Origin of the sequence: Faecalibacterium sp. Marseille-Q4137 (genome assembly GCF_017377535.1) — a bacterium.
Classification (GTDB): Bacteria; Bacillota; Clostridia; order Oscillospirales; family Ruminococcaceae; genus Faecalibacterium; species Faecalibacterium duncaniae.
Genome location: NZ_JAFREK010000002.1, coordinates 62837 through 80148, shown reverse-complemented (window position 1 = coordinate 80148; position 17312 = coordinate 62837). Strand labels below are relative to the sequence as shown.

Below are 17312 nucleotides of genomic sequence, written 5' to 3'. Positions count from 1 at the left end.
TAGAAAGAAAGGAAGTGTCCATCCAATGACAGTGTTCTTTAGTCAGCTGATCAACGGCTTGTCCCTTGGCAGCATCTATGCACTGATCGCACTGGGTTACAGCATGGTGTACGGCATCATCCTGCTGCTGAACTTTGCCCACGGCGATGTCATCATGGTGGGTGCATACATGTCCTGGTTCGTTATGAACCAGCTGGGCCTTGGCCCGGTGACGGCCGTGTGCGCCACCATTATTACCTGCACCCTGCTGGGTGTGGTGATCGAAAAGGTCGCCTACACCCCGCTGCGCAACGCGCCCCGCATCTCCCTGCTGATCACAGCCATTGGTGTCTCCTTCTTCCTGGAGTACACCGCTGAGCTGGTGATGGGTTCCGGCGCAAAGGTCATCCCTTCCTACTACGGCAACAAGACCTTTATGATCGGCAGTGTGCCCCTGGGCCTGACCTCCGTGATCACACTGGTGGTCACTGTGCTGTCCATGCTGGTGCTGACCTTTCTGGTGCAGAAGACCAAGCTGGGCAAGGCCATGCGCGCTGTCTCTGAGGATATGGACGCTGCCCGCCTGATGGGCATCAATGTCAACAGTACCATCTCCTTTACCTTTGCGGTGGGCTCCGCGCTGGCCGGTATCGGCTCGGTGCTGTACTGCTGCTCCTACCCGCAGGCTACCCCCACCATGGGCTCCATGCTGGGCCTGAAAGCCTTTGTTGCCGCCGTTCTGGGCGGCATCGGCTCCATCCCGGGCGCAATGATCGGCGGCATTGCCATCGGCCTGTGCGAATGCTTCGTCTCCGCCATCGGCCTTTCCGCCTGGAAGGATGCCGTCACGTTTGCCATCCTGATCATCGTGCTGCTGTTCAAGCCCACCGGCTTCCTCGGCCGCAAGGTGCAGGAAAAGGTGTAAGGAGGGCAGGAAGATGAATAAGAACCGTAAAACGATCAAAATGCCCGTGCGCTACCTGATGAACGCGGTGCTGGTGGCTCTGCTGTTCGTGGCGCTTTCCTACCTGACCCGGAATATCCTGTCCACCTACCAGAACAAGGTGCTGATGACGGTGGGCATCAATATCATCCTGGCGGTCTCCCTGAACGTTGCCACCGGCTATCTGGGGCAGCTGCCGCTGGGCCATGCTGGTTTCATGGCTGTGGGTGCCTACACCTGCGCCCTGTTCACCAAGTTCTGCCCGCTGCCGGACGGTGTCTCCTTTGCCATCGGTCTGGTGCTGGCCTGCATCGTGGCTGGTCTGTTCGGTGTGCTCATCGGCATCCCGGCCCTGCGCCTGACCGGCGACTATCTGGCCATCCTGACGCTGGGCTTTGGCGAGATCATCCGCATCACCCTGAACAATATCGACGATGTGCTGGGCTTCAAGCTGTTCTATGGCTCCAAGGGCCTGAAGAACATCCCCAAGTACTCCAACTTCACCAACGTGTTCCTTTGCGTGGTCATCACCTGCTTCCTGATCCACGCTATGATGAAGAGCCGCCACGGTCGTGCCGTATTGGCCATCCGCGACAATGAGATCGCCGCCGAGAGCTGTGGCATCCAGACCACCTACTACAAGGTCATGGCCTTTGCCTTCTCCGCTGCCTTTGCGGGTCTGGCAGGCGGCCTGTATGCCTGCTACATCGGCGTGCTGAACCCCTCCACCTTCGGCTTTATGAAGTCCATCGAGATCCTGGTCATGGTGGTTCTGGGCGGCATGGGCTCCATGCTGGGCTCCATCCTCTCTGCAACGGTCCTGACCATCCTGCCTGAGGCGACCCGCAGCTTCGACAGCTACCGCATGGTCATCTACTCGCTGGTGCTGATCCTGATGATGATCTTCCGCCCGGGCGGACTGCTGGGCAGCTACGATTTCTCCATGAGCCGCCTTGTGGAGCGTGTCCTGTTTGGCAAGAAAAAGAAGGAGGGTGCAGACCATGAGTGAGTTCCAGACCAGACTGAACAGCGTCCCCTCCGGCGGCTTCCTGACGGACCGCGATAAGGACAAAAAGCCCATTCTGGATGTCCGTGAGCTGGGCATCGATTTCGGCGGTCTGACCGCCGTGGATGGCTTCAACCTGATGATCGGCCGCAACGAGATCACCGGCCTGATCGGCCCCAACGGTGCCGGTAAGACCACGGTGTTCAACCTGCTGACCAATGTTTACCAGCCCACCCGCGGCTCCATCCTGATCGATGGAATGCCCACGGCGGGCAAAAAGACCTATCAGGTCAACCGGATGGGCGTGGCCCGCACCTTCCAGAACATCCGTCTGTTCAAGGAAATGAGCGTCATCGACAACATCAAGGTCGGCCTGCATGAGTCCATGAAGTACGATCTTGCTTCTTCGCTGATCCGCCTGCCCAACTACTGGAAAGAGGAAAAGCACTGCACCGAGCGTGCTTTTGAGCTGCTGGACATCTTCCACATGGCAGATATGGCCTATACGCAGGCCGGCAGCCTGCCCTATGGTGCACAGCGCCGTTTGGAGATCATGCGTGCGCTGGCCACAAGCCCCAAGCTGCTGCTGCTGGATGAGCCTGCCGCGGGTATGAACCCCTCGGAGACCGCTGAGCTGACCGAGACCATCCGCCGCATCCGCGATGAGTTCAACATCGCCGTGCTGCTGATCGAGCATGACATGAGCCTGGTCATGGGCATCTGCGAGGGCATCGCGGTGCTGAACTTCGGCCGCATCATCGCCAAGGGCACCCCGGATGAGATCCGCAACAATCCCCAGGTCATCGAGGCCTACCTGGGCAAGAAGGAGGGCTGAACCGATGGCAGAAACGATGCTGAAAGTTGATAACATCAACGTCTATTACGGCAACATCCACGCAGTCAAGGATGTTTCGTTTGAGGTGCACGAGGGCGAGATCGTGACCCTGATCGGTGCCAACGGTGCCGGTAAGTCCACCACCCTGAAAACCATCTCCGGCCTGCTCCACCCCAAAACGGGCGACATCCTGTACAAGGGCAAGAGCATCAAGGGCGTGCGCGCCCATAAGATCGTGGAGGCCGGTCTGGCACAGGTGCCGGAGGGCCGCCATGTGTTCCTGCACATGACCGTGGAGGAAAACCTGGATATGGGTGCCTACACCCAGCCCGCTTCCACCATTGCAGCCAACAAGGAAAAGGTGTTCACCCTCTTCCCACGCCTGAAGGAGCGCCGCAGGCAGCTGGCGGGCACCATGTCCGGCGGCGAGCAGCAGATGCTGGCCATGGGCCGTGCCCTGATGAGCAACGCCTCTATGCTGATGCTGGACGAGCCTTCCATGGGCCTTTCCCCGCTGCTGGTGCAGGAGATCTTTGATATCATCCGCGATATCCACAAGGCAGGCATGACCATCCTGCTGGTGGAGCAGAACGCACAGATGGCCCTTTCCGTGGCCGACCGCGCCTATGTTCTTGAGACAGGCCACGTGGTCATGGATGGCACCGGTGCAGAGCTGCTGACCAATGAGCGCGTCCGCAACGCTTATCTGGGCGGCTGAGACTGCAGCTGGATAGAATGCAAAACAATACGCCCGCCGGGCGGTACGAGAAGTACCACACCCGGCGGGCGTTGTTCTGTCTGTAAGGGAATTATTCCGGCGCTTTCATGCTTTCCACCATGCTGATCTGGCGGACATGGCGGCGCATGAGCAGGCAGACGGCAAAGTTGAAGAGCATGGTGAGCGCCACGCTGAACACAAAGCTGCGGGGGGCAATGGAGCGGATGAACATCATCTGGTCCATTTCCACAGTGCGGATGATGAACTGGTGCAGGGGAATGCCCACCACCAGACCCACCAGGGAGCCGATGAGAGAGAGCAGGTCGATCTCCCGGAAGATGTAGCGGTAGACCTCCTTGTCATAGAAGCCCAGCACCTTGATGGTGGCAAGCTCCTTTTTGCGCTCGCCCAGGTTGACGCTGATGAGGTTGTAGAGCACCACGGCGGCCAATGCGGCAGCGCAGACGATGACCAGCATGACCACATAGTTCAGGCAGCCGATCAGGCCATCGAACATCTGAGTGGTGTCCTCGATGAAGGAGACGGAGCTGACATAGTTGCAGGCCAGAATGGCGGAGGAGAGGGAGGCGCGGGCTGTATCGGTGGGGCAGTCGGTCTGACCGTAAACGGCGTTCCAGGCGGGCAGAGCACCGCCGTTCAGCGTTTTGAGCTGCGCCTGCGAGAGGTACAGCCGGGTAAAGACATAGTTTTCGGTGATGCCGGTCAGGGTCAGGGACCTGCGCCCGCCGTCAGCGGTCTCCACCTCAAAGCTGTCGCCCACGGAAAGCCCCAGCTTTTCAGCGGTCTTTTCGGTCAGGATGACGCTGGAATCGTCAAAGGCAATGGCCTTGTGGCCCTGCCGGGTGCGGAAGGTGAAGTATTCAGTCATCTGGCTTTCGTCATTGGCGGCAACCAGGCTGACGGTCTCTTTTTCACCCCCGGCGTTGTAGAGGGTGACGCTCTTGGTGTAATAGCGGCCCCAGCTGGTGATCCCGCTGCTGGAATCCAGCAGGTCGGCCAGACCGTTCTCCATGGTCAGCGCCTTTTCGTTGCTCAGGGAGATGGTCAGGTCGGCGTGGGTCAGCTCGGTGGTCTGCTTGGTCAGCATGGGCAGCAGGGAATCCTGGATACCGAAGCCGATGAGGAGCAGGGCCGTGCAGCCCGCCACGCCCAGAACGGTCATAAAGAAGCGCTTTTTATAGCGGAACAGGTTGCGGGCGGTGGTTTTCTGAGAGAAGCTCATCCGCTTCCACAACGGGGTGAGATATTCAAGGAGGATGCGCTTGCCCGCTGCAGGCGCACGGGGCAGAAGCAGGGCGGCGGATTTTTCCTTGAGGCTGGCGCGGCAGGCCTGCAGGGTGGCAAGGCCGATGACCGCCGCGCTGAGGGCCATGCTGCCCAGTGCCAGGCCCGGGTAGAAGTGCAGGGTAAAGGTGGGGAGGGAGAACATCATGGTGCGGTAGGCATACCAGAAGATGGTGGGGAATACCACAAAGCCCACGGCAATGCCCACGATGCTGCCCAGAACGCTGGCGGCAATGCCATAGAGTAAGTACTTGCCTGCAATGCTGGTGTTGGAGTAGCCCAGCGCCTTGAGGGTGCCCATCTGCAGGCGGTTCTCGTCCACCATGCGGGTCATGGTGGTGGAAGCCACCAGCGCCGCCACCAGGAAGAAGAACACCGGGAACACCCGGGCAATGGCGGCCATCCGGTCAGCGTACTGTTCCAGCGTGACAAGGCTCAGGGTACTGCCGCGGTCCAGCACATACCACTCGCCGTTCTGGATGTCCGCGATCTTCTCTTCCGCATCGTTGATCTGCTGCTGGCCTTCGGCGAGCTTCTGCTCCGCATCGGCCTTCTGGGTCTCGTACTCGGTGCGGGAAGCGTCCAGCTGCTCCTGCCCGGACCGGTACTGTGCCCAGCCCTCGTCCAGCTGGGCGCGGGCGGCCTCAAACTGGGTGTAGGCTGTGGCAGTACCGGTGCTCAGCTGGAGCTGGCCCTGCAGCAGCTGTACCTTCATTTTGCGCAGGGCGGCTTTGGCCTCGGTGACAAGGTCTGTGTTGGAGAGGTTGGGCGAGGAGATGAGCCCTTTGGCGTACATCTGCTGCTTGCCGGCATCCAGCTGGGCCTGATAACCGTCCAGCTGGCCCTTGATGTTATCGTAGGCTGCCTGTGCCTTGGCAAGCGCGTCCCGCAGCTCGGTGTATTCCTCGTCCTCGGGCTCGGCCTCATCCAGCGCCTTTTGGGCATTGTTCAGGGCAGTCTCGGCATAGCCCAGCAGGGGGTCAGCCACCTGTTTCAGATTGACCAGCAGCTGGATCTGCTGAAGCTGATCCTCAAATTCCAGCACCTGCTCTTCGCTGCTCACCAGCGTAGAGGCACCGCTCTGCATGGTATCGGGCAGGGCGGCCTTCTGGGCGGCAAGCTCGGCTTCGCCTGCGTCCAGCTGGGCCTTGGCGGCATCCAGCTCCCGCTGCGCGTCGGTCAGCTTCTGCTCGGCTTGTGCAAACTGGCGCTCGGCTTCGGCCTTCTGTTCGCTGTAGGTCTGTTTGGCATCGTCCAGCTGGGTAGTGGCATCCTCAATAAGCTGGGCCCGGCGGGCCACACAGTGCTCCTTGCTGATGGCATCCAGCCGGTCAGCCACAGTATCCACAGCGGTCTGGTATTCGTCGCTGTAATTGTCATACTGTGCGGCATCTGCTACTTTGAGATAACAGACGGTATAATAATCTGCGGTCAATTCACCGTTCTGCACGAACACAAGAGCATCCAGGATGCCGTCGCCGACGGTGCTGGTCTCTTGATTGGCAGAAAAATATTGAGGGTCCTGCACCTGGCCCACCACGGTATATTCGGTGCGGCGGATATCCTCGGTGTCCTCGGGCAGGGTGACCACGGTGCCCAGCGGGATGGGGTCCGCGTGGCCCAGCACCTGTACCACACACTCGTTGGCGGTTTCGGGCATCCGCCCCTCCAGCAGGGTCAGGCGGTTCATATTGGCCTCGGTATCCGCAGCCGGGTCGGCGGGAAGCTGCTGCACCCGCAGCACGGCTCCGTCGGTAGAGCTTGACCAGCGGCCCTCGGTGTCCAGATACTTCACGGGCATCACGGCGCTCACGCCCTCCGTGGCGGCAATGGCGGAGAGATCTGATTCCGAAAGGCCCAGCGTGGAGAGCACCCGCAGGTCGAACACATTTTGCTGGACATAGTACTTCTGCCCGGCGGTGCGCATACTGGGGGCAAAGCTGACCAGGCCTGTCAGCATCATCACGCCCAGCGCCACGATGCCGAACAGGGAAAGAAACCGGTTCAGATTGCTCCGGAAGTCACGCCGGATATTTTTACGATAGCTTTTCTGCATAGCGGTCACCACTCGATCTGTTCCACCGGCACCGGGTGTTCGTTGACCTTGTTGGACAGGATCTGTCCGCTCTTGACCTGGATGATCCGGTCCGCCATGGCCGTCAGGGCCGTGTTGTGGGTAATGACGATGACGGTGCGCCCTGTTTCGCGGCAGGTGCGCTGGAGCAGGGCCAGCACCTGCTTGCCGGTCTTGTAGTCCAGCGCACCGGTGGGCTCATCGCAGAGCAGGAGCTTGGGGTTCTTGGCCAGCGCCCGGGCAATGGAAACGCGCTGCTGCTCGCCGCCCGAAAGCTGGGCAGGGAAGTTGTTGAGCCGCTCGCCCAGACCCACACTTTCCAGCGTGGCGGCGGGGTCCAGCGGATCACGGCAGATCTCGCTGGCCAGCTCCACATTTTCCAGTGCAGTCAGATTCTGCACCAGATTGTAGAACTGGAAGACGAAGCCAACATCATACCGGCGGTAGGTGGTGAGCTCTTTTTCGGAAAAATGGCTCACATCTTGCCCATCCAGCCAGACATGGCCCTCGTCGCAGGTGTCCATGCCGCCCAGAATGTTCAGCAGGGTGGTCTTGCCTGCACCCGAGGGCCCCACAATGATGCAAAACTCGCCCTTGTCTACATAAAAATTCAGGTGATCGGCCGCCGCAATGCGGACACTGCCGGTCTGATAATATTTGGAAACATCCTCAAACTGCACAAAATGTTCCATATGCTGCTCCTTGCCTTGAAAAAATTATTGTTCCATCCTAACTATAACATATTTTGCAGCAGGTTTGCAGGGGCAGAGCGCTGGAATTTGCAAAAAGTTAACAGGTCGTATCAAGGATAAAGTCAACGGTCTGCTCGATCTGGAATTTTGCGAAATACCCCTCTTCCAGCGGGATCCACCGGGCGGTGAAGCCGGAATAGCGTTCTCCCTCCCGCGCCAGCAGACGGCGGGCCTGCTCTTCCTTGGAGCAGGTGACGAAAACCTTCAGATCATAACAGTCCGCAAGGGTGGGGTGGCAGCTGTAACTGCCCTCCACGATGACCAGCGGCTGGGGCGCAAAGCATTGTTCCGGCAGGTAGGCACCCGCCCGGCAGGAGTAGGCACGGTAGGGGACGGCCTGCCCGGCCCGGGCGGGGGTGAGCACCTGGGCACGCAGACGCTCCAAGTCCATGTTGGCGCAAGGGATCTGCTCCCAGTTTGCTACACGGCTGGCTGGGGGAAGATAGAAGTCATCGGTATGCACCGTGATGCTCTGGGAAAACTGCCGGGCCAGCTGTGCCGCCAGCGTGGTTTTGCCGCTGCCGCACCGGCCGTCCAGCGCCACCAGCACCGGGTGATCGGGATGGGCAGAGAGAAAATTGGAGAGTTTTTCTACGAGAGGGAAAAGGGTGGTTGAAATCATAATTCCTTCTTAAACGTCAGATTTTTGTATTCGGTCTGGGAGCCGCTTCGGCGGAAGGTTCCATTTTCAGTGGGCGTGAAACCTAGTGCACGCATCACGCCGCAGGAACCGGCATTTTCGGCGGCAACATCGGCCAGAACGGTTTTTATACCGTTCTGTGCACCGAACTGCACCAGAGCGTTTACCATTTCTTTGGCATAACCCTTGCGCCAGCAGGTAGGGTGGATGCAGTAACCGATATCCCAGCAGCTGCCGCCATCCTTGACCACAGCACAGCAGGTACCAATGGGCTGGTGGGTGACTTTGTCCTCTGCAATGACATAATAGCAGTCTGTGCTGTCGCTCAGGTTGCGGAGCAATTCCATATATTCGTTCAGGTCATCGATATCGTCCAGCACCGGGTCGGACAAATATTTTCCGGTGATGGGGTCACCCCAGATGCAGAGTGCAAAACCGGCATCCCGAGCTTCCTGCGGGCGCAGGCGAAGCCGGGTGGTTTCAAAAGGTGTGAAAGTCATGGAAAACGCTCCTTCTTGACAAATCGTTAAAAATTGACTATACTACAAATAGAAAAGGCGCTGGCCGCAAACGACTAGCCCCTTGCCAAATTAGTCAAGAAAAATGACCGCTCTGGGTTGGGGAACTTCGAGGCGGTCATTTTTTCTTGCGTTTTTTATCGCTTGTGGCGATTGTCCATGTAATCTGAAACGTTACAAAAATTGTTCCACCGATCAATGTCAGCAAAACTGCAACATCCGAAAAACTCATGGTCCTCACCCCCTTTCCGCCCTTAGGCATCCGGGGAGCGGGCAACTCTTCAAGAAACCAGCCATTCCCGGCACCTAGGTACCGGCAAGTGGGCTGCCGCCTGCGTTTTGGACACAGCGCCTTCGCCGCCTATGCGGGCGGCTGACTATACTATACCATGAATTTCGACACGCCGCAACACGCGCAAAAAGTTTGATGCAGAAAACTTGTCAAAACCCCTTGACACCACCCCAATGCTGTGGTAAGATAATGCCACGTTAGAAATAACTAACCGTGAGGCGGTCAGCAGACAAATGGTCTGTGCCGCATTCTTTTAGAGTTCGAGGTTAGAAATATCTAACTGCTGCACCTGCATAGAATGCGGAGCGGCGGGGAACGCTGTTCCTGAAGAAAACGAGAGCGGAGGAAAGCAGCCATGGAGCGTAATTTTGAGACCGTGATGATCGAACAGTGCGCGCCGGTGCTGGCAGGACTGAAACCTGCCGGGCTGTTCCGCTATGAGACCCGGGACTGTGCCGACCTGGCTGCCCGGGTGCACCGCTGGAATGACCAGCTGGGGGAGAAGGGGCTGAAGGTCCGGGTCCTCAAGGGCTGTGCTCAAACCCACCGGTATCTCATTTATGTTTACCGCGAGAGCCGCCTGCGTCAGGTGTTGGCCGATGAGGCGGTGCGGGAGTTCCTGCAACGCGAGGGCTATGCCCTGCCGGAAGATGCTTCCGATTGTGACGGTATGCTGCGGCAGCTGTCCCGGCGGCTGTGCTGCGAAGCCGATTTTCCCCATGAGATCGGTGTGTTTCTTGGTTATCCGCTCACCGATGTGGTGGGCTTTATCGAAAATCAGGGCCGCAACTTCACCTGCTGCGGCTGCTGGAAGGCTTACGGCGACCCTGATGCCGCCGCACGTCATTTTGCCCAGTTGAACAAGTGCACCAGAGTGTATCTGCGCCTGTTCCATGAGGGCACCCCCATTTTCCGCCTTGCTGTGGCGGCTTGACAAGTCATTCTCTACCAATACTCTCTTTTTATCCTGGCACCCACCGGAACAAACCACGCTCCGGCGGGAAGAAATCCTCCTTTTGACACGCGGCCGTCCGTTGCAGCCTTGACTACTGCGCCGGGCGGCTGTGTCATTTCATGGATAGAAAAAATGACGGTAAAATGTAAACAATGGCTAACTTTTGCTCAGGAATTTGAGTTAGTTGTTGTTGATTGTGATGAAAAAACTGGGATATTTGGGCAGAAAAACTGTTTGTTCATATAAACTAACTTTTAATGATGAAAAAACTATTGACAACAAAGGTTAGTAAGCGTAAACTATCCATGCTGATAGTTCCGACTGACTAACCGCTCCGGTGCATCAGCAGCCCACAAACAGTATGAAAAAGGGAGTGGAATGTTATGATGCCTCTGACAATGGCGAAGGCGGGCGAGACCGTCACCATCAAGAAGATTACCGGCAAAGATGAAGTCCGCCTGCATCTGGCAGAGCTTGGTTTTGTGGTGGACAGCGAGGTGACCGTAGTCAATGAGATCGCAGGCAACCTGATCGTACAGGTCAAGGAAAGCCGTCTGGCACTCGACAGGACGATGGCAAATCGCATTATGATCGGCTGAACAGCGCAGCACGCTGTTTGGGACCTGCTCCGACACTGGAATGGTCTCTGAATAAAGACAAGTAGAGGAGGAAATTTGCATGAAAACTCTGAAGGACGTGAAGGTCGGCGAGACCTGCACCGTGGCTCGCCTGCATGGCGAAGGCCCGGTCAAGCGCCGCATCATGGACATGGGCATCACCAAGGGTGTTGAGATCTATGTCCGTAAGGTGGCACCTCTGGGCGACCCCATGGAGCTGACCGTGCGCAACTACGAACTGAGTGTGCGCAAGGCCGACGCTGAAATGATCGAAGTGGTTTGATTCCAAAGAGAGGAAAGGACACGCAATGAGTATTAAAATTGCACTGGCCGGTAACCCGAACTGCGGCAAGACTACCCTGTTCAATAACCTGACCGGCTCCAACCAGTACGTTGGCAACTGGCCCGGCGTTACCGTGGAAAAGAAGGAAGGCAAGCTGAAGGGCGATAAGGATGTCATCATCCAGGACCTGCCCGGTATCTACTCCCTGTCTCCCTACACGCTGGAGGAGGTCGTCTCCCGTACTTACCTGGTCAAGGAGAAGCCCGATGCCATCCTGAACATCATCGATGGCACCAACATTGAGCGCAACCTCTACCTGACCACCCAGCTGATCGAGCTGGGCATCCCCGTTGTTATGGCGGTCAACATGATCGATCTGGTCCGCAAGAACGGCGATAAGATCGACCTGAAGAAGCTGAGCAGCGAGCTGGGCTGCCAGGCAGTTGAGATCAGCGCACTGAAGGGCGAGGGCACCGAGGCTGCTGCCAAGGCTGCGGTTGCCGCTGCCCAGAAGCAGAAGGCCGGTGAGTTGCCCCATGTCTTTACCGGCAGTGTGGAGCATGCCATTGCACACATCGAGGAGTCCATCCAGGGCAAGGTCGATGACCGCTTCCTGCGCTGGTATGCGGTCAAGTTGTTCGAGCGGGATGAGAAGGTCGTGGAAGAGCTGAAGCTCGACAAGGCTCTGGCTGACCACATTGATGAGCACATCAAAGACTGCGAGAAGGAGATGGACGATGATGCGGAGAGCATCATCACCAACCAGCGCTACTCCTACATCAACGGTGTCGTTGACAAGGCCGTCAAGAAAAAGGCCCGTGTGGAGCACCTGACTGCTTCTGACAAGATCGACCAGATCGTGACCAACCGTGTGCTGGCTCTGCCCATCTTCGCGCTGGTCATGTTCCTGATGTACTCCCTGTCCATGGGCACCTCCATTGCAGATGGCGGCTGGGCTATCGGCACCTTTGCGACCGAATGGACCAACGATGTCCTGTTTGGTGAGATCGTGCCGGGCGCGCTGGGCGGCTTCCTGGAGAGCATCGGTGTGGCAGGCTGGCTGTACGGTCTGATCATGGACGGTATCGTGGCCGGTGTCGGCGCGGTGCTGGGCTTCGTTCCCCAGATGCTGGTTCTGTTCTTCCTGCTGTCCATCCTGGAGGATGTGGGCTATATGTCCCGTGTCGCCTTCATCATGGACCGTATCTTCCGCCGTTTCGGCCTGTCTGGTAAGAGCTTCATCCCCGTGCTGGTTGGTACCGGCTGCGGCGTGCCCGGTGTTATGGCTTCCCGTACCATCGAGAACGAGCGTGACCGCCGTATGACCATTATGACCACCTGCTTCATCCCCTGCGGCGCTAAGATGCCCATCATCGGCCTGATCGCAGGTGCAATGTTCGGTGGTTCCTCTCTGGTTGCTGTTTCCGCTTACTTCATCGGCATGGCTGCCATCATTTGCTCCGGTGTTATTCTGAAGAAGACCAAGCTCTTCGCTGGCGACCCCGCACCCTTCGTTATGGAGCTGCCCGCTTACCATGTGCCTGCATGGGGCAACGTTTTCCGTGCCACCTGGGAGCGCGGCTGGTCCTTCATCAAGCGCGCCGGTTCCGTCATTCTGGCAGCTACCGTTGTGCTGTGGTTCCTGCAGGGCTTCGGTTTCGAGAATGGTGCCTTCGGCATGGTCGAGGATCAGGACAACTCCGTCCTGGCCGCTATCGCTACCAAGATCGCCTGGATCTTCGCTCCTCTGGGCTTCGGCAACTGGCGTGCAACCGTTGCTTCCGTCTCTGGTCTGATCGCAAAGGAGAACGTGGTTGGCACCTTCGGTGTTCTGTATCACTTCGGCGGCGAGCTGTCTGAGAACGGTGATGAGATCTGGGCAGCAGTTGCGCAGGATTACACCGCTCTGTCCGCTTACGCCTTTATGATCTTCAACCTGCTGTGCGCTCCCTGCTTTGCCGCTATGGGCGCGATCAAGCGTGAGATGAACAACGGCAAGTGGACTGCCATCGCCATCGGTTATATGTGCGCTCTGGCTTACTGCGCGGCTCTGGTCGTGTACCAGATCGGCGGCCTGATCACCGGTGAGGTTGGCTTCAACTTCTTCACCATCGTGGCAATCGTGATTTTTGCCGCATTCCTGTACCTGATGTTCCGCCCCAACAAGTACGTTGGCGACAACGAGGTCAAGATCGACGTTTCCAAGATCAAGTAAAATCATCTGTCCAGTTTGAAAGGGTGTGTTCTGTATGATGGAATTCCTGGCCACGAACTTTAATCTGCCTACCATTATTGTAGGTGCTATCGTGTTTGGCGGTGTGGGCTGGGCCACATGGCACTCCCACAAGCATGGCGGCTGTGGGGGCTGCGGCGAAGGCGGCTGCAATGGCAATTGCGGCGGCTGCAGCGGCTGCCACTGATCGGTAAAAACCGCTGGGCGCGGGTCGAACATCCAATCGGCCCGCGCCCTTTTTTAGAATGAAAAAAGTTAGTTTTGGATAACACTGGAAGCGGCTTACATTATTATAGAAGAGAGTGATACTATGGAACTGACAGCAGCCCATCTGCGGTATCTCCTGGCCATCTATGAGGTCTCCCAGACGCATCTGGATATCTGCTCCCGCAGCATTGCCGAAAAGCTGAACGTGACTAAGCCCAGCGTGGTGCGTATTATGAACCTGCTGATGGATCGGGGAATGATCGTGAAGGAACACTATGGCAAGATCTATCTGACCGATCGGGGCATCTTTGTGGCAAAGGCGGTCAGGGCTCAACTGGAAACGGTGCTGACGCATTTTCCGCCTGTGCGCATCGACATGACCGAGGAGGAACGCTATAATGCCGCTTTGGCCCTGACTTCGGCCCTGCCCGAACGGGCTTTTACCGGCGAATATGACCGCTTGTTCGGCCTGGATGAATCTGAAAAGGAGAACGTTTCGTGATCAACAAGAAACTGCTTTCCTTCGATCGGAAGGCCCTGCGCTATGTGGGGCTGAACGTGCTGTTCCAGTGGCTGGGGATGCTGTGCAATGTGGTGCTGGTGATGACGGTATCCCGCCTCATCGGCGGCGTGTTTGCGGGCAGCCTGACCGGCAATGCCCTCTGGCAGGGGATGCTGCTCTGCCTGCTGACTGTGCCGGTGCGCTATGGCCTTACCCTCTGCGCCTCCGATATGAGCAACCGGGCTTCCAAGGATGTCAAGCGCACCCTGCGCAGCAGCATCTATGCAAAGCTCACCCGGCTGGGGGCCGGTTACAGCGAGACGGTGGCCACCAGTGAAGCCGTGATGCTGACCAGTGAGGGGGTGGAGCAGATCGACACCTACTTTGCAAAGTATCTGCCCCAGCTGTTTTACAGCCTGCTGGCCCCGGTGACCCTGTTTGTGCTGCTGGTGGGCGTGCACGCGCGCTCGGCCATCCTTCTGCTGTGCTGTGTGCCGCTCATCCCCCTATCCATTGTGGCGGTGCAGAAGTTTGCAAAGAAGCTGCTGACGAACTACTGGGGCGAGTACACCACCCTGGGCGACAGCTTTCTGGAGAATATCCAGGGCCTGACCACCCTGAAGATCTATCAGGCAGACGGCTGGAAGCACGAGGAGATGAATGCCCAGGCCGAGCGGTTCCGCAAGATCACGATGAAGGTGCTGACCATGCAGCTGAACAGCGTGACCCTGATGGACCTGATGGCCTACGGCGGTGCGGGTCTGGGCATCATCAGCGCGGCATCGGCCTTTGCCAAAGGCCAGCTCAGCCTGACCAGCGCCCTGACCATCCTCCTGCTGGCGGCGGATTTCTTCCTGCCCCTGCGCCTGCTGGGCAGCTACTTCCACATTGCCATGAATGGTGCGGCTTCGGCTGAGAAAATCTTCAGGCTGCTCTCTGCCCAGGAGCCTGAAGATGGCGAAAAGACTGCCGACCCGGCCGACAGCACCCTTGCGCTGGAGCATGTCACTTTTGGTTACGAGAAGGAGCGCACCATCCTGCACGATGTGTCCCTGACCATCCCGCAGGGCAGCTTTGTCTCGCTGGTGGGCGAAAGCGGCTGCGGCAAGAGCACCATAGCGGCCATCCTGTCCGGTGCCCGCACCGCGACGGAGGGAAAGGTCACGCTGGGCGGCATCCCGGTCAGCGAATGGAAGCAGGCCGACCGCCTGCGCCTGCTGACACTGGTGCCCCACAATGCGGCCATCTTCAAGGGCACGGTGGAGGCCAACCTCCGGATGGCCCGGCCCGATGCAGCCGAAGCCGAGCTCTGGGCGGCCCTGGAGCAGGTGAACCTTGCAGACTTCTGCCGCAGCCAGAGCGGCCTTGCAACGGCGCTCCACGAAGGCGGCTCCAACCTGTCCGGCGGGCAGCGCCAGCGCCTTGCCATGGCCCGTGCCCTGCTTCATGATTCACCCATCTATGTGTTCGACGAGGCAACCTCCAATGTGGATGCCGAGAGCGAGAACGATATCATGAAAGCCATCCACAGCCTGGCGGGAAAGAAAACAGTGATCCTGATCTCCCACCGTCTGGCCAATGTGGTGGACAGCGACTGCATCTATGTGCTGGAGGCAGGCCGCATCGCCGAGCAGGGAACGCACAACGACCTGCTGGCGGCACAGGGGGTGTACAGCCGCCTGTACAACGCCCAGAAACAGCTGGAAGACCTTGGGGAGGTGAGCGCATGAACAACACAAAACACCGCAGTCCGTTTGCCATTGCCGCACGGCTGATCGTGCTGGTCCGGCCCATGCTGCCCATCATGCTGGCAGCCATTGTCATGGGGGTCATCGGCCATTTCTGCGCCACCTTTATCACGATCTTCGGCGGCTTTGCCCTGCTCACGGCGGCAGGCCTGCCCAGCCCGCTGGCAGGCGTGGGCACGGCATTTGTCTGCATCCTTGTCTTTGCCCTGCTGCGCGGCGTGCTGCGCTACGCAGAGCAGGCCTCCAACCACTATATCGCCTTCAAGCTGCTGGCCCTCATCCGGGATAAGGTGTTCGGCGCGCTCCGCCGCCTGACCCCCGCCAAGCTGGAGGGCCGTGACCGGGGCGACCTGATCTCCCTGATCACCGCCGACATCGAGCAGCTGGAGGTGTTCTATGCCCACACCATTTCGCCGGTCTGCATCGCAATCCTCTGTGTGACCGGCATGACCTGCTTTACGGCCAGTTATCATATTCTGCCCGCACTGGTGCTGCTGGCAGGCTATCTGCTGGTGGGCATTGCTCTGCCGGTGTGGTCTGCCAGACGGGGCGACAAAGCCGCCCGCGAGTACCGGCAGGCCCTGGCCGACACCAACAGCTATCTGCTGGAAAGCCTGCGCGGCCTGCGGGATATTCTGCAGTACCAGAACACCGCCGCGCGCGCCGAGGGCATCACGGCCCACAGCGAGACGCTGGGGGAGAAGCAGAAGGCCATGAAGTACCGCGAGGGCGTGACCGTGGGTGCCGCCAACACCCTCATCGTACTGACGGCGCTGGCTGTGCTGGGGGTGAGCATCCGGCTGTATCAGAATGGCCAGCTGGGCGCGGAGGGGGTGCTGGTCTGCACCCTGTCGGCCCTGAGCTCCTTTGGCCCGGTGGTGGCGCTGGCCAACCTCGGTGCCAGCCTGACCCAGGTGTTCGCCAGTGCCGACCGTGTCCTTGACCTGCTGGACGAGGACCCCGTGACTGCCGATGTGACCGACGGCGCGGATACCACCTTTACCGGTGCACAGGCTGAACATGTCAGCTTTGCCTACGCCAAGGAAGAGGTGCTCCACGACCTGAGCCTGACCATCCCGGAAAAGAAGATCGTGGGCATCACGGGCCGCTCCGGCAGCGGCAAATCCACCTTTCTGCGGCTGCTCATGCGCTTCTGGGATGTGAGCAGCGGCACCATCCGGTTTGGTGAACGTGACATCCGCACCGTGAACACTGCCGCCCTGCGCGCCCAGGAAAGTCTTGTGACCCAGGAAACGGAGCTGTTTGACGATACCATAGAAAACAACATCCGGATCGCCCGGCGCGATGCCACCCGTGCCGAGGTGGAGGCTGCCTGCAGAAAGGCCGCGCTGGATGGCTTTATCAACAGCCTGCCCAAGGGATATGATACCCCTGTGGGCGAGCTGGGCGGTGCACTCTCCGGCGGTGAGCGCCAGCGCATCGGTGTGGCCCGTGCCTTCCTGCACGATGCACCCTTTCTCCTGCTGGACGAGCCTACCTCCAATCTGGACAGCCTGAACGAAGGAATCATCCTCAAGGCCGTGCGGGATGAGTGCAGGGAAAAGACTGTCCTGCTGGTCTCCCATCGCAGATCCACCATGGCCGTGGCCGACCTGAGCTTCTCGGTAGAGAGCGGACGGCTGAGCTGAGAAAACCGGATATCATGCAAAAAAGACGCGCTCTGTGATGAGCGCGTCTTTTTTGT

The 17312-nt window shown here is 58.8% G+C and carries 16 protein-coding genes; 12 read left to right on the top strand and 4 right to left on the bottom strand.

The features are described 5' to 3' along the window. The first annotated feature begins 25 nt into the window (after positions 1–25). From J3353_RS01420 to J3353_RS01405, 4 genes are read left to right on the top strand one after another with little or no spacing between them, the layout of a single operon-like run. Complete coding sequence (locus tag J3353_RS01420; RefSeq protein WP_005931363.1) at positions 26–904, top strand: branched-chain amino acid ABC transporter permease; 879 nt, start codon at positions 26–28, stop codon at positions 902–904. A gap of 13 nt (positions 905–917) precedes the next feature. Next, entirely contained in the window at positions 918–1931 is a 1014-nt protein-coding gene (locus J3353_RS01415; protein ID WP_005931359.1) for a branched-chain amino acid ABC transporter permease, read from the top strand. After that, positions 1924–2763, top strand: a complete 840-nt coding sequence (locus tag J3353_RS01410) for an ABC transporter ATP-binding protein (protein ID WP_097770421.1) — start codon at positions 1924–1926, stop codon at positions 2761–2763. The genes J3353_RS01415 and J3353_RS01410 overlap by 8 nt, the downstream gene beginning before the upstream one ends. Positions 2764–2779: 16 nt before the next feature. Next, a complete protein-coding gene (locus J3353_RS01405) occupies positions 2780–3481 on the top strand; it encodes an ABC transporter ATP-binding protein (protein WP_117504925.1) in 702 nt (233 codons plus the stop codon). 91 nt (positions 3482–3572) lie between these two features. On the opposite strand, the gene J3353_RS01400 is transcribed toward J3353_RS01405, so the two are convergent. The 4 genes from J3353_RS01400 to J3353_RS01385 form a co-directional block, all read right to left on the bottom strand. Then, entirely contained in the window at positions 3573–6842 is a 3270-nt protein-coding gene (locus J3353_RS01400; RefSeq protein ID WP_207683941.1) for an FtsX-like permease family protein, read from the bottom strand. A gap of 5 nt (positions 6843–6847) precedes the next feature. Next, positions 6848–7552, bottom strand: coding sequence for an ABC transporter ATP-binding protein (locus J3353_RS01395; protein WP_005931348.1), 705 nt, complete (start codon positions 7550–7552; stop codon positions 6848–6850). A gap of 97 nt (positions 7553–7649) precedes the next feature. Continuing rightward, positions 7650–8234 carry a uridine kinase gene (locus J3353_RS01390; RefSeq protein ID WP_207683940.1) on the bottom strand — a complete coding sequence of 195 codons (585 nt, stop codon included), beginning with the start codon at positions 8232–8234 and terminating at the stop codon, positions 7650–7652. Beyond that, on the bottom strand, positions 8231–8752 hold the full coding sequence (locus tag J3353_RS01385; protein ID WP_207683939.1) for a GNAT family N-acetyltransferase: 522 nt from the start codon (positions 8750–8752) through the stop codon (positions 8231–8233). The genes J3353_RS01390 and J3353_RS01385 overlap by 4 nt, the downstream gene beginning before the upstream one ends. A gap of 665 nt (positions 8753–9417) precedes the next feature. Here J3353_RS01385 and J3353_RS01380 point away from each other — a divergent pair. The 8 genes from J3353_RS01380 to J3353_RS01345 all read left to right on the top strand — a co-directional run bounded on the left by J3353_RS01380 (position 9418) and on the right by J3353_RS01345 (position 17256). Beyond that, complete coding sequence (locus J3353_RS01380) at positions 9418–9996, top strand: DUF3793 family protein (protein ID WP_098924643.1); 579 nt, start codon at positions 9418–9420, stop codon at positions 9994–9996. Positions 9997–10400: 404 nt separating this feature from the next. Then, positions 10401–10616: a FeoA family protein gene (locus tag J3353_RS01375; protein WP_005931323.1), complete on the top strand. Its 216-nt coding sequence runs from the start codon at positions 10401–10403 to the stop codon at positions 10614–10616. Positions 10617–10695: 79 nt separating this feature from the next. Next, positions 10696–10917 carry a FeoA family protein gene (locus J3353_RS01370; RefSeq protein WP_005931321.1) on the top strand — a complete coding sequence of 74 codons (222 nt, stop codon included), beginning with the start codon at positions 10696–10698 and terminating at the stop codon, positions 10915–10917. Positions 10918–10942: 25 nt separating this feature from the next. Then, positions 10943–13132, top strand: a complete 2190-nt coding sequence (gene feoB / locus J3353_RS01365) for a ferrous iron transport protein B (RefSeq protein ID WP_207683938.1) — start codon at positions 10943–10945, stop codon at positions 13130–13132. Between the two features lie 34 nt (positions 13133–13166). After that, positions 13167–13337: a FeoB-associated Cys-rich membrane protein gene (locus J3353_RS01360; protein ID WP_005931317.1), complete on the top strand. Its 171-nt coding sequence runs from the start codon at positions 13167–13169 to the stop codon at positions 13335–13337. 123 nt (positions 13338–13460) lie between these two features. Continuing rightward, positions 13461–13859 carry a metal-dependent transcriptional regulator gene (locus J3353_RS01355; RefSeq protein ID WP_207683937.1) on the top strand — a complete coding sequence of 133 codons (399 nt, stop codon included), beginning with the start codon at positions 13461–13463 and terminating at the stop codon, positions 13857–13859. Beyond that, positions 13856–15589, top strand: a complete 1734-nt coding sequence (locus J3353_RS01350) for an ATP-binding cassette domain-containing protein (protein ID WP_207683936.1) — start codon at positions 13856–13858, stop codon at positions 15587–15589. Before J3353_RS01355 ends, J3353_RS01350 begins: the two co-directional genes overlap by 4 nt. Beyond that, positions 15586–17256, top strand: a complete 1671-nt coding sequence (locus J3353_RS01345) for an amino acid ABC transporter ATP-binding/permease protein (protein ID WP_207683935.1) — start codon at positions 15586–15588, stop codon at positions 17254–17256. The genes J3353_RS01350 and J3353_RS01345 overlap by 4 nt, the downstream gene beginning before the upstream one ends. The last annotated feature ends 56 nt before the right edge of the window (positions 17257–17312 follow it).